This window comes from Dokdonella sp., assembly GCF_036518555.1.
Classification (GTDB): domain Bacteria; phylum Pseudomonadota; class Gammaproteobacteria; order Xanthomonadales; family Rhodanobacteraceae; genus Dokdonella_A.
The window spans coordinates 22,758-35,676 of the sequence record NZ_DATDMY010000328.1; the positions used below are offsets into that span (position 1 = coordinate 22,758).

Here is a 12,919-nt window from a genome sequence, read left to right on the forward strand (position 1 = left end):
GACGATTCGGCTGCGTTCGCGACATCGCGAATCGTGCGCGGGTTCTGCTACTTTTTGCCGATGCCGCATCCGTGCCGCCGATCGCCGCACTGCACGGGTCCATGAACGGGGAGGGCGCGACCACATGAACACGGATGATCGAAGGCCCCGGGCCGATGCGCGCGACATGCGGGCGACGCTGCGCAGCCATGCGTGGGTGCTCGCGTTCTTCGTCGTGTTCTATCTCGCGTACTTTTCGCCCGTGCTCGTCTCCGGGCGGCTGCTCGCGCCGGGCGACGGGTCGGTGAGCTACCTGCCTGCGGTCGCGCGCGGATGGTCGCTGTGGATCGACGACCTGTTCGCGGGCTACCCCGCATTCGCCGACACGCAGCACTTCCTCTGGTATCCGTTGCGTCTGTTCGGCAGCCACTACAACGCGCTCGTCGTCAGCGCCTACGTGATCGCGGCGTTCTGTGCCCATGGTTTTGCCCGCCTCGTGAGCGGATCATCGATCGGCGGCATCGTCGCGGGGCTCGTCTACAGCGGCGGCGGCTTCATGACCGCACACCTGGGCCACCTGTCGATCATCCATGCGGCGGCGTGGGTACCCCTGACGCTGTGGGGCATCGAGGCCCTCGCGCGCCGCAGGAGCTGGGCGCCGGTCCCGGCGGTGGCATGCGGCGTGGCGCTGTCGTTCTTAGGCGGACATCCGCAAGTATGGGTGTACGGCCTGCTGCTCGCGGGCGCATACGCCGCGTGGCGCAGCATCACGCTGCGCGAGCGCTTCGGCCGGCCGGATCCGCACTTCCTGCTGCGCTGCGCGGTCGGCGTCGCGACCGGCGTCGCGATCGCGGCGGTGCAACTGCTGCCGTTCGCCGAATTCACCGCGCTCGCCGCCCGCGGCGAATGGACGTACGCGAACTACATCAGTTTCTCGCTGCCCACGCTGCAGCTGTTCATGGGCGTGTTCCCGAGCCTGTTCGGCAACGTCCTCGGAGGGTATGCGCCGGGATTCGGCGCTCCCTCGTTGACGGAGTTGTCGTTCTACGCCGGCGCTTCGTCGCTCGTGCTGGCCGCGCTCGCGGCGTGGGCGCCGGCGACGCGCCGGCATGCCTGGTTCTGGCTCGCGATGGCCGTCCTCGCCGTCACGTACATGACGGCGGACGCGACGCCCGTCGGCCGGCTCGGCTTCCATGTGCCGGTGCTGCGCAGTTTCCGCTGCTTGGGGCGCGCCGGATTCGTCTACATCCTCGCGATCGCAGTGCTCGCCGCCCACGCGATCGGCGCGCTTCAGCGCGGCGAGATCGTCGGTCGACGACTGCGCGCGGCGTTGCTCGTCGCCACGGCCTCGGTCCTCGTCGTGCTCGGCGTCCTCTACGGCGCATATGCGTCGATCGTCGCGATGGCGGCGGCGAAGCACGTCGCGATCCCGTCCTTCCTGCACAACAAGGCGGTCTGGGTACCGATCGTGTTCGCGGGCGCGGCAGCAGCGCTGGCCGCCGCCGTGTCGCGCTGGCCGCGCAGCGCGCTCGCGGCGCTGGCGGTCGTCGTCGCGCTCGATCTTGCGAGTTTCGGCTGGTTCTACGAATGGCGCGTACACACGGCTTCGGAGCCACGACCTCCCGCGCCGGCGTGGAGGCAGCTCATCGCCGATGCGCAGCGGGACGGTGCGCGCGTGATGCCGTTGCAGCGCTCGGGCCCCGCGGTCCCGAACCTCAACCTGCTCTATGGCTTGCCGAGCGCGAGCGGCTACGTGTCGCTGATGCCCACGCGGTTCGGAGACCTGACCGGAGTCGGCGTCACCGGCGTGTACCCGCCCTTTGCGGCGGATTCCCCGTTGTGGGATCTGCTCGCCGTGCGCTGGATGCTGCGCGGACCTCCCGCCGCGAATGACGTCGTGGACGCGGATCGTTGGCGTCCACTCGCGCATGCGTTGCCGGAATACCCGCATGCGCTCGAACGCGTCGACTTCGCCGGGCGCGCATGGCTCGTCGGCGGTATCGAACCGGCCGACGACGCCGCGATCCTCGACGCGATCAGGAGTGGCGTGATGTCGTTCGGGCGACCGTTCGATCCGCGCGCGGTCGCGCTCGTCGAAACCGGCGCCGCGTCGAACCTGCCGCTCGACCGGCCCTGGGGGCGGGCGGGCACGGTGCAGTCGCAGCGGTTGTCCGCGGGGCACTGGCGCTTCGTCGCGAGCGCGGACCGCGCCGCGGTGCTCGTCGTGAGCCAGATGGACTATCCGGGCTGGCAGGCGACCGTGAACGGCCGACCGGTGCCCCTGCTGCGGGTCGACTACGCGCTGCAGGGCGTGGTCGTGTCACCGGGCGAAAGCGTCGTCGAGCTGGCCTTCCGGCCGCGCAGCCTGCGCCTCGGCAGCGCAGCGAGCCTGTTCGGACTGCTCGTCGTCACGATCTGTGGCGTATCCCCTTGGCTCGGCCGGCGCCGCAGGCGCGGCCCCTCCGTCAGCGCGAGCCGCGCACGATGATCCGGCGCGACAGCAGGTAGGTGAGCGGCAGCGTGAGCACGACGACGACGAGCGGACCGAAGGCGGCCGGCACGTGCAAGCCGTCCACGAGCACGAACAGCAGCAGCGAGCCGACGAGGTACTGCACGAGGTAGACGAGCGGAAACGCGAGCGCGCGGCCGATGCTCGCGCGCTCGCGGAACACGAACCATGTGTTCGCGAAGTACGACCACGCGATGCCCACCGCATAGGCGATCGAGTAAGCGGCGACGTAGGGCATGCGCGCGAGCAACCCCAGGTAGACCGCATACGAGACCGCGGTCGTGCTGGCGCCGCCGGCGAGGAAGCGCAGCATCTCCGCGGTGCGTCGCCGCCGCGGCGGCTGCGCGCTCACCGTCCGCCGCCCCGCTCGAGCAGCCAGGTCGCGTAGTCGCGGATGTACTCGTCCGGATCGTAGTAGTGCGAGGCGAACACGAGCAGCACGGCATCGTCGGAATAGCGGTACTGCGTGCCCCAGATCATCGGCGGTATGTGGATGCCGACGTCGGGCCGATCGAGCAGCACTTCCGCGCGGCGCAGTCCGTCGTCGACGAGCACGGCCACCGAGCCACGCACGCAGACGAGGAACTGGTGGCATTCGCGGTGCGCGTGTTCGCCGCGCACCTCGCGCCCGGGCACGTCGAAAACGACGAAATAGCGCCTGGGCGCGAACGGCACCGTGCGTTCGAACTCGCCGACGCTGAGGCTGCCGCGCATGTCGGCGACGCGTGGCAACCGGTGCACGCCGACCTCGCCTACGCCGAGCGGGCGAACGCCGGTCTCCGGCGGCACGGCATCGACGGCCGCCGCAGCCTCGCTCTTCGCGTTGACGTAGCCGACGATGCGTGCGGGATTGCCGACGACGATCGCATTCGGCGGCACCGAGCGCGTGACGACCGCGCCCGCGCCGACCATCGCGTTGCGTCCGATCGTGATGCCCGGCAGCAGCGTCGCGTTCGCGCCGATCGACACGTGGTCCTCGAGCAGCGTCTGCGCGAACTGTTCCGGGTAGGCCTTGCTGCGCGGGAAGCGGTCGTTCGTGAACGTCGCGTTCGGCCCGATGAAGACGTCGTTGCCGACGCGCACGCCGTCCCACAACTGCACGCCGCACTTGATCGTGACGCGGTCGCCGACGACGACGTCGTTCTCGACGAACACGTGGTCGCAGACGTTGCAGTCTTCGCCGATCGTCGCGCCGGGAAGCACGTGGGCGAACGCCCACACGCGCGTGCGCGCGCCGACCCTGGTCGATTCGCACAGGCCTTGCGGATGCACGAAATGGTTCATTCCGGTTGCGTCCCCGTGAAATCCTGAGCGCGCTGCACGATCGCGAGCGGGCGTTGCTTCGTGTTCTCGTAGGCACGCCATACGTAGGCGCCGATGAGGCCGAGGCCGAACGTATTGAGGCCGCCGAAGAAAAGCAGGGTGAGCATCGTCATCGCGTAGCCCGGCAACGTGATGTAGCCGAGCAGGCGCGCGACGGCGACGACGGCGCCGAGCAGCAGCGAGGTGCCGAGGCCGAGCCCGCCGACAAGGATGAGCAGGCGCACCGGCAGATCGGAGAACGCGAACACGCTGTCCATGAGGTACTTGAGCTTGCGCGAGAACGACCAGCCACTGCGGCCGTGGCGCCGCGCGAGGCGCTCGTACGGCAGCACGGCGCGGCGCATGCCGAGCCAGAACAACTGGCCGACGAGCGAGGTATTGGCTTCGCCCATGGCGAGCAGTTCGGTGCGAAACGCGCGATTGCAGGCGAACACGTCGACGCCGCCGGGTGGAATCTGCGGCAGCACGAGGCGGCGGTAGAGCCACCAGAACGTCGACGAGGCGATGCGCGCGAGGAACGGGTCGGCGCGGGCGATGCGCGTGCCGACGACGACGTCGGCCTCGTCGCGCGAGAGCACGTCGTAGAAGCGTTCGATCAGTTCGATCGGTTCCTGCAGGTCGGCCGCCATCACCGCGACGTCGTCGCCGCGCGCCGCCGCGAGACCGGTGCGGATCGCCGCGAACGCACCGAAGTTGCGCGAATGGGACAACAACTGCGCACGGAAGGGCATTCGCGGCAGCGCATCGCGCAGCAGCGCGTGGCTGCGGTCCGGGCTGCCGTCGACGACGAATACGGCCTCCAGCGGCTGCGGCAGCCGCCGCGCGAGCCGCGTGATCACGTCGAGCAGCTCTCCGATCGACGCCTCGTTCCCGTATACCGGGATGACCAGCGAATGCATCAGCCGTCCCACCGGTTGCAGGCGTCGATGACGAAATCGACTTCCTCGTCGTCGAGTTCGGCGAAGCACGGCAGAGACAACGACGTGCACGCGAGGCGCTCGGCCACCGGCAGCGAAACGGTCGCGTGGCGTCCGTCGAATACGGGTTGGCGATGATCGGGAATCGGGTAGTGCACGTCGACGCCGACGCCGCAACGCGCCAGATGCCCTCGGAGATCGTCGCGCCGCTCGCTGCGCACCACGTAGAGGTGTGCGACGTGGTCCGCTCCGGTTGTCGGCGGCACTTCGATGCCGGGGTGGCGGATGCCGCCGACGTAGCGTGCGGCGATCTCGCGCCGGCGCGCGTTCCACCCGTCGACGAGGGGCAGCTTCAGGCGCAGCAGCGCCGCCTGCAGTTCGTCGATGCGGCTGTTGCGTCCGTGCGCGACCGTGACGCTGTATTTTTCCTTCCAGCCGTACTGGCGCAACTGGCGCACGCGCGCGGCAAGCGCGTCGTCGTCGGTCGTGACCGCACCGCCGTCGCCGAGGGCGCCGAGGTTCTTGGTGGGATAGAAGCTGAAGCAGCCGAGCGTGCCGTAGGCACCGGCGCGTCGTCCGTCGCGCGCGGCCCCGTGCGCCTGCGCACAGTCCTCGATCACGGCGAGGCGGCGGTCGCGCGCGATCGCGAGGATCGCGTCCATGTCGGCGAGGGCGCCGTACAGATGGGTCGCCACGACCGCCCGCGTGCGCGGCGTGATCGCGGCGGCGAGGGCACGCGGATCGACCGTCGCGCGCACGGGGTCGACATCGACGAACAGCGGCTCGAGGTGGTTGGCGAGGATCGCGAGCGTCGCGTACATCGCCGCGTTCGGCGCGACCGCGACCTCCGAGCCCGCAGGCAGGCCGAGGCTCGCGATCGCGAGCTCGAGCGCGTCCGAGCCGTTCGCCACGCCGATCGCATGCCGCGTCCCGCAGTAGGCGGCGAATTCGAGCTCGAAGGCGTCCACCTCGGCGCCGAGCACGTACCAGCCGCCGCCGATGACTCGTCGCGCGGCCTCGCTCATGCGTGCGCCGAGATCTCCGCCGTTCTGGCGATCGAGGGCGTTGAACGGAACTCTGCGAGGGGGCGTGGGCATGCGGGCGCCGAAAGCGGACGAGGGCGCCGAGGGGCATCGGCGCCGCGGCGAGCGAGCGAAATTCTGCCAGACGCGCGGCAATGTCCGCCAGCACGGCTTGCGCGCGACCGCGCCGCCCGCCGCGACGAAAAACGCCGGCCAGCGGCCGGCGTCCTCGAGCCGTCCCGCTGCCCGGTTCAGCCGATCAGCAGATCCTTTTCCTTCTTGCCCGCCGACAGCGCCGCGCTGAACCAGCGCGGCCGCTTGCCGCGACCGCTCCAGGTCTCGCCCGTGACGGGATTGCGGTACTTCGGCTTCACCTTGCGCACGGCCGCGGCGCGCTTGGCGCGCGCACCGAGTACGTCGTCGATGCCGAGCCCTTCCGCCTCGACCAGTGCATGAATCTTGTCGCGCAGCTTGGCCGCCTTCTCGCGCACGAGTTCGCGCTGGCGCGCCTGCGCGCGCGCGATGAGCTCGGAAAGCTGGGAATGGTTCATCGACTTGAGATCAATCGCCATGGTTGTTTCGCCTTGGTTGCGCGGTGGCTGCCGGCGTCGACAAACCCATGATGCTAGCAAAACACGTGTACGCGCCCGCGCCGCGCGCGCCGATCTGTGATCGGATGCGCACTTTGCGCGAGCGGGTCTTCGGGGTGCGGATGCCTCAGTCGAACAGGCGCCCGAGCTCGTCGCGCGCGAGCGAGCGGTTCTCGCTCTCGCCTCGACGGCGATACTCGAACGTTCCGGCGGCGAGCCCGCGTTCGCTCACGACGATGCGGTGCGGAATGCCGATGAGTTCGATGTCGGCGAACATCGGCCCCGGCCGCAGGCCGCGATCGTCCAGCAGCACGTCGATGCCGCGCGCACCGAGCGCCTCGTAGATCTTCTCCGCTTCCTCGCGCACCTGCGCGTTCTGCGCTGCCCCGATCGGGCAGACCGCGACGCGCCACGGCGCCATCGGTTCCGGCCAGATGATCCCGGCGTCGTCGTGGTTCTGTTCGATCGCCGCGGCGACGATGCGGCTCACGCCGATGCCGTAGCAACCCATCTGCATGACCTGCGCCTTGCCGGTGTCGTCGAGTACGGTCGCGCCGAGCGCCTGCGCGTACGTGTCGCCGAGCTGGAACACGTGTCCTACCTCGATTCCGCGCGCGATCCTCAGCGTGCCGTGGCCGTCGGGCGACGGATCGCCCTCGACGACCTTGCGGATGTCGGCGACGCGCGTGAGGCGCGCGTCGCGCTCCCAGTTCGCGCCGCGGCAATGTGTGCCGTCCTGGTTGCCGCCGCAGACGAAATCGGCGAGTACCGCGGCGCTGCGATCGACGATGACCGGGATCGACTCGGGCAGGCCGGCGGGTCCGATGAAACCCGGCCGCGTGCCGGTCGCGCGCACGATCTCCGCTTCGTCGGCGAGCACCGACTCGCCCGGCAACTCGGCCAGCTTGGCCGCCTTCACTTCGTTGACCTCGTGGTCGCCGCGCACGCACAGCGCGACGAGGCCGTCCCTGCCGCGCACGAGGATCGTCTTCACGCATTGCTCGGGTTTCACGCCGAGGAATGCGCTGACCTCGTCGATCGTCTTCTGCGTCGGCGTGGCGACGCGTTCGAGCGACTGCGCCGGTGCGCCGCGCGCAACGGCAGGTGCGACCGCTTCGGCCATTTCGATGTTGGCGGCATAGTCGGAGCCGGTCGAGAACGCGATCGCGTCCTCGCCCGAGTCCGCGAGTACCTGGAACTCATGGCTCGCGTTGCCGCCGATCGCCCCCGTATCGGCCTGCACCGCGCGGAACGTGAGCCCGAGCCGCGCGAAGATGCGGCCGTAGGTGTCGTACATGTTGCGGTATTCGTTCGCGAGGCAGTCCTGCGTCAGGTGGAACGAGTACGCGTCCTTCATGAGGAACTCGCGCGCGCGCATCACGCCGAAGCGCGGCCGGATCTCGTCGCGGAACTTGGTCTGGATCTGGTAGAAGTTCACCGGCAGCTGCTTGTAGCTGCGCAGTTCGTTGCGTGCGTAATCGGTGATGACTTCCTCGTGGGTCGGACCGTAGCAGTACGAGGCGTCCTTGCGGTCCTTGATCTTCAGCAGTTGCCCACCGAACTTCTCCCAGCGGCCGGTTTCTTCCCACAGCTCCTTCGGCTGGATCGACGGCATCAGCAGCTCGAGGGCGCCCGCGCGATCCATCTCTTCGCGCACGATGGCTTCGACCTTCGACAACACGCGCAACCCGAGCGGCGACCACGTGTAGATGCCGGCGGCGAGCTTGCGGATCATGCCGGTGCGCAGCATCAGCCGGTGGCTGGCGATCTCCGCGTCGGCGGGGACTTCCTTGACGGTCGCGAGGTGGAAGCGGGACAGGCGCATGGCGTTCCGGGGACTGAGGCGGAACCGTCGATTCTAGCAGCCCGTCACCCGCTTGCTTCGAGGTCGCGACACCCGGCGTGACGGGCGGGACCGCCCGGCCCGCGGCCGCGCCGCTGCGAACCGGATCGTGGCAGGGGTGGCGTGCGCGAGCGGAATGCGCTCAGCGCGTGCAGAACAGCTTGATCTGCTGGTTCGCCTTGTCGATCTCCTGCTGCCGGCTCTTGGCCGCATCGAGATCGGTCGGGTAGCCCTGCGCGTCGACCGGGATCTTGCGGCCCTCGGCGACGCCGAGGTTCTGCCGCGCGATTTCGCAATTGCGCTTGATGTCCTCGGCGGCGTAGCCCGCGGCAGCCGCGAGCGCGGGGCCACCGCTCTTGGTTTCGGCGGCAGGCGCCTGTTCCTCGGTCGACTCGTTCGAGGTGACGCCGCCCTTCATCTTGAGCTTCTGCGCCTTGACCGACGCCGGCGGCGGCGAGTCCGAGAAGTGCTTGGTTCCGTTGGCATCGGTCCACGAATACATCTCGCCGGCGGCCACGGGCACGCTGGTGGCGAGGAGGGCGAGCAGGAGCCAATTGCACTTCATCGGGTGACCTTCGTCGGCAGCGCGCCGTCAGGAGCGGCACTCGGGCGACTGGATAGCACCACTGGAGCCGCGTTACAAGCCAGAACGCCCGGATTTGCGGATCACGGTACACTCGTGGCCGCCTTGGACCACTGCCGCTGATCGACCATGGAAGCTCCTTCGACCGGCGCGCGCAAACCGCCGCGCGGTATCTACCTGCTACCGAACCTGTTCACGACGGGCGCGATGTTCGCCGGCTTCTACGCGATCATCGCCGGCATCGGCGGCCGCTACACCGATGCGGCGATCGCCGTGTTCGTGGCCGGCATCCTCGACGGCCTCGACGGGCGCGTCGCGCGCCTGACCGGCACGCAGAGCGAGTTCGGCGTGCAATACGACTCGCTGTCCGACCTCGTCAGCTTCGGGCTCGCCCCCGCGCTCGTGCTCTATACGTGGTCGCTGTCGGCGCTCAAGACCTACGGATCGGGCTGGGGCAAGGTCGGCTGGGCTGCGGCATTCATCTACGCGGCCTGCGCGGCGCTGCGCCTCGCGCGCTTCAATACCCAGGTCGGGGTGGCCGACAAGCGCTACTTCCAGGGCCTCGCGAGCCCCGCCGCGGCAGGGTTGTGCATGTCGTTCGTATGGGCGATCGAATCGGGCGGGCTCGGCCTGAGCGCGAGCGAGATGGATTTCGTCACGCCGGTCGTCGCGGTCGTCGCCGGCCTGCTGATGGTCAGCCGCGTGCGTTATTTCAGTTTCAAGGCCTGGCCGAAGTCGGACCGCGTGCCGTTCATCTGGATACCTGCCGCGATGCTGATCCTCGTCGCGCTCGCGGTCGACACGCCACGCGTGTTGTTCGGCATCACCGTCCTTTACGTGCTCTCCGGCCCGGTCATGACGCTCTGGGGCCTGCGCCGCAAGCGCAGCGAACGCGCGTCGCGCGGCAGCGGGAGGAGCGAGGGATGAAGGCGCAGCGCGCCCGCACCGCCGGTGCGCGCACCGCGGGCGGCGCGCGCGCGGCGCATCGCACGGGCGCCGAAGCGCGCTCGGGCGAAGCCGGCACGCTTGCGTTCCTCGCCGAGCTTTCGCAGGCGCTCGCGGTGTCGCTCGACTTGCGCCAGACGCTGTCCGAGACGGTCACGCGCGTGGTCGACTTCATGCAGGTCGAAGCGGCGTCGCTGTTCCTGCTCGATCCGGCGACGCTCGTGCTCGACTGCCGCATCTGCGTCGGTCCGGTCGACATCGCGGGGGTGCGACTCGCGGTCGGCCAGGGCATTGTCGGCACGGCAGTCGCGGAGAACGCGACCCAGCTCGTCGTCGATGCGGCGAGCGATCCGCGCGTCTGGCGCGCCGCCGACGACAGCTCCGGCTTCGTCACCCGCAGCCTCGTCTGCGCCCCGCTGCGCACCGCCGCCGGGCCGATCGGCGTGCTCGAGATCGTCAACCGCCGCGACGGCACGCCGTTCTCGAGCGCCGACGCGGAATTGCTCGAGCTCGTCGCCGCGCCCGCCGCGCTCGCGATCAACAGCGCGCGCATGGCCGCGAGCCTGCTCGAGCAGCAGCGCCTGAAACGCGAATTCGATCTCGCGCGAAAGCTGCAGAAATCGCTGCTGCCGCATCGCCGCCGCGACGGTTTTCCGGTCATCGGCGTGAACCGGCCCGCGCACGAGATCTCCGGCGACTTTTACGATCACTTCGAACTCGCGGACGGTCGCGTCGGCTTCGTCGTCGGCGACATTTCCGGCAAGGGCCTCGACGCCGCCTTGCTCATGGTGCGTGCGGCGAGCCTGTTGCGCTGGGCCGGCAAGGACGGGATCGAGCCTGCGGCCTGGCTCGCGCGCGCGAACGACGAACTGTGCGAGACGACCCAGGACGGCCGCTTCGTCTGCGCGCTGGTCGGCTATTGCGACCGCGCCGCGACGCGCGTGCGCTTCGCAGGCGCGGGTTTTCCGCCCGTAATCGTGCAGCGTGGCGACGCGTTCGATGAATACGCGTCGGGCGGTCCTCCTCTCGGCATCCTGCCCGGGATCGCCTATGAGCAGCAGGACCTCGCCCTCGACGGCGGCACGTTCTACGCGTTCTCCGACGGCGCGACCGACGTGCGCGACGCGCAGGGCCGGCCGATCGGCAACGCCGGGGTGCGCGCGCTGATCGCGCGCCATGCCCACCGGTCGCTCGAACCGCGCCTGCGCGGGCTGCTCGCCGACCTCAAGCAGTTGCGACTCGTCGACGACACCACGCTGTTGCTGGTCGAGGCGCCGCGAGCCGAGCAGCCCGATGCGCTGCTGGAGCTGCGCGTGCCGGCGCGCGCCGAAGCCTTGCGCGACCTGCGCAGTGCCGTGCGCGCGACGCTCGACGGCCTCGGCGTCGAGCCGCGGTTGCGCGATACGCTCGTGCTAGCCGTAGACGAGGCGTGCGCGAACATCATCCGCCACGGCTACGGCAAGGCCTGCGAAGGCGACATCGAGTTGCGCCTCGCGCGTGACGGCGCAATGCTTGCGTTCGAGTTGCGCGACACCGCGCCGTGCGCCGACCCGGCCGCGTTGCGCCCGAGGCCGCTCGGCGAGCTGCGCTGCGGGGGCCTCGGCATCGCGCTGATCAGCGAGGTCATGGACGACTGGCGCGTCGAGCCGCTTGCGGGCGGTCGCGGCAATCGCTTGGTCATGCACAAACGCATCGACGACATCGCCGGGGAGGCGAACGAGGCATGAGCGTGGTATCGAATGGCGTCGCCGCCGAACATGGCGACGGTTACGTGCTGGTCCGCCTCAGCGGGGAAGTCGACCTGTCGTGGTCGCAGGAGGTGCGCCGAGCGGTGCTCGACGCGCTCGCGGGCGGCGTTCCGGTCGGGGTCGAGCTGTCCGCGGTCAGCTACATCGACTCGTCCGGCATCGCCGCGCTCGTCGAAGGCTTCCAGCAGGCGCGCCAGCACGGGCGCCGCTTCGCGCTCGTCGCGGTAAGCGACGCGGTGCGTGCGGTGCTCGAGCTCGCGCGCCTCGACCGCGTGTTCGTGCTCGTGCCGAGTGCGGACGCGCTGCCCGCCGCGTGAACGCGATCGCGCGCCCGCTCGGCGACCTCGGTCGCGCCACGCTCGGCGCGGTCGCCGGCGTCGGCTATGCGGCGGTATTGCTGTTCGAAGCGCTCTACTACGTGTTCGCGGGCTGGCGCATCGGCCAGCCGGTGCGGCTCGCCGCGGTCGTGCGGCAGATGCGCGAGATCGGCGCCAACGCGCTGCCGATCGTCGCGCTGCTCGGCTTCACGGTCGGGCTCATGCTCGGCATCCAGTTCATCGCCTCGCTGTCGGAGTTCGGTGCGCAGTCGCAGGTCGTCGTCGCGGTCGCGAAGTCGGTCACGCGCGAGTTCGGCGCGCTGATCACCGCGATCCTCGTCGCCGGGCGCTCGGGCTCCGCGCTCGCTGCGCGCATCGGCTCGATGTCGGTGTCGCAGGAAGTCGATGCGCTCGCGGTGATCGGCATCGAACCCGTGCGCTACCTCGTCGCGCCCGCGCTCGTCGCGATGCTCGTGATGCTGCCCGCGCTCACGATCTTCGCGAATGCGGTCGCGATCTTCGGTGCCGCGCTGTACAGCGCACCCGCGCTCAACGTGACGCCGACCGCGTACCTGCTGCAGACGCTGTCGCTGCTGTCGACCGGCGACCTCTGGCAGGGCCTGTCGAAGAGCGTCGTGTTCGCGGTGCTGATCACGCTGATCGGCGTCAGCACGGGCTTCTCCGTGAGCGGCGGCGCCGAGGGCGTCGGCCGCGCGACGACGCGATCGGTGGTTCTGTCGATCTGCTGGATCATCGTCGTCGACATGGTGTTCTCGTTCTTCCTCAACCGATGAACCGCCTTCAGACAAAGCTCGTTTGTCATTGCAGCCGGCGCTCGCATACTCGGCTCTTGCGAGAACCGACCCGCATCCCTGCGTTTTCCGCTCGCATCCCTGCGAGCGGGTTACTTCTCTTTGCTTGTCCAAAGAGAAGTAACCAAGAGAAAGGACACCCCAAGCAGCAGCGCCCTCCGGGCATCCTGCCCTGCGGGTACGTGTTCGCCGGCCGGGATTCGCCGACGGCACGTCCATGTGCCGACGGCGAACGCACGCGCATCCTGCGCGTGCCCCTGCGGGCTGATCCGTCCGTCGCCCACCGCCGCTGCAAGGGGCCCCGGAAAAGCGGCGCGCTCCTGCGCGCAGA

At 69.7% G+C, this 12,919-nt stretch carries 12 protein-coding genes; 5 read left to right on the forward strand and 7 right to left on the reverse strand.

The genetic code is table 11. The features are described from left to right. Nucleotides 1-166 precede the first annotated feature (166 nt). Nucleotides 167-2,467, forward strand: coding sequence for a YfhO family protein (locus VI238_RS17415; RefSeq protein ID WP_331653667.1), 2,301 nt, complete (start codon nucleotides 167-169; stop codon nucleotides 2,465-2,467). Here the strand turns inward: VI238_RS17415 and VI238_RS17420 are convergent. From VI238_RS17420 to VI238_RS17450, 7 genes are all read right to left on the reverse strand, one after another. Next, on the reverse strand, nucleotides 2,445-2,801 hold the full coding sequence (locus VI238_RS17420; RefSeq protein WP_331653668.1) for a GtrA family protein: 357 nt from the start codon (nucleotides 2,799-2,801) through the stop codon (nucleotides 2,445-2,447). The genes VI238_RS17415 and VI238_RS17420 overlap by 23 nt on opposite strands. A gap of 35 nt (nucleotides 2,802-2,836) precedes the next feature. Then, nucleotides 2,837-3,772: a WxcM-like domain-containing protein gene (locus VI238_RS17425; RefSeq protein WP_331653670.1), complete on the reverse strand. Its 936-nt coding sequence runs from the start codon at nucleotides 3,770-3,772 to the stop codon at nucleotides 2,837-2,839. Continuing rightward, nucleotides 3,769-4,710, reverse strand: a complete 942-nt coding sequence (locus VI238_RS17430; protein WP_331653672.1) for a glycosyltransferase family 2 protein — start codon at nucleotides 4,708-4,710, stop codon at nucleotides 3,769-3,771. The genes VI238_RS17425 and VI238_RS17430 overlap by 4 nt, the downstream gene beginning before the upstream one ends. Beyond that, complete coding sequence (locus tag VI238_RS17435) at nucleotides 4,710-5,825, reverse strand: DegT/DnrJ/EryC1/StrS family aminotransferase (protein ID WP_331653674.1); 1,116 nt, start codon at nucleotides 5,823-5,825, stop codon at nucleotides 4,710-4,712. Before VI238_RS17435 ends, VI238_RS17430 begins: the two co-directional genes overlap by 1 nt. A 176-nt stretch (nucleotides 5,826-6,001) precedes the next feature. Beyond that, a complete protein-coding gene (locus VI238_RS17440) occupies nucleotides 6,002-6,322 on the reverse strand; it encodes an H-NS histone family protein (protein WP_331653676.1) in 321 nt (106 codons plus the stop codon). A gap of 145 nt (nucleotides 6,323-6,467) precedes the next feature. Next, nucleotides 6,468-8,165, reverse strand: coding sequence for a proline--tRNA ligase (locus VI238_RS17445; protein WP_331653678.1), 1,698 nt, complete (start codon nucleotides 8,163-8,165; stop codon nucleotides 6,468-6,470). A gap of 160 nt (nucleotides 8,166-8,325) precedes the next feature. Beyond that, nucleotides 8,326-8,748, reverse strand: coding sequence for a DUF4124 domain-containing protein (locus VI238_RS17450; RefSeq protein ID WP_331653680.1), 423 nt, complete (start codon nucleotides 8,746-8,748; stop codon nucleotides 8,326-8,328). 147 nt (nucleotides 8,749-8,895) lie between these two features. On the opposite strand from VI238_RS17450, the gene VI238_RS17455 reads away from it, so the two are divergent. The 4 genes from VI238_RS17455 to VI238_RS17470 are packed head-to-tail and all read left to right on the forward strand — an operon-like array spanning nucleotide 8,896 to nucleotide 12,570. After that, the gene (locus tag VI238_RS17455) at nucleotides 8,896-9,693 is read left to right on the forward strand and encodes a phosphatidylcholine/phosphatidylserine synthase (protein WP_331653681.1); all 798 of its coding nucleotides are present in this window, start codon (nucleotides 8,896-8,898) and stop codon (nucleotides 9,691-9,693) included. Continuing rightward, a complete protein-coding gene (locus VI238_RS17460; protein WP_331653683.1) occupies nucleotides 9,690-11,438 on the forward strand; it encodes an ATP-binding SpoIIE family protein phosphatase in 1,749 nt (582 codons plus the stop codon). Before VI238_RS17455 ends, VI238_RS17460 begins: the two co-directional genes overlap by 4 nt. Further along, nucleotides 11,435-11,776, forward strand: coding sequence for an STAS domain-containing protein (locus VI238_RS17465; RefSeq protein ID WP_331653685.1), 342 nt, complete (start codon nucleotides 11,435-11,437; stop codon nucleotides 11,774-11,776). Before VI238_RS17460 ends, VI238_RS17465 begins: the two co-directional genes overlap by 4 nt. Continuing rightward, the gene (locus tag VI238_RS17470; RefSeq protein WP_331653687.1) at nucleotides 11,773-12,570 is read left to right on the forward strand and encodes an ABC transporter permease; all 798 of its coding nucleotides are present in this window, start codon (nucleotides 11,773-11,775) and stop codon (nucleotides 12,568-12,570) included. The genes VI238_RS17465 and VI238_RS17470 overlap by 4 nt, the downstream gene beginning before the upstream one ends. Nucleotides 12,571-12,919 lie beyond the last annotated feature (349 nt).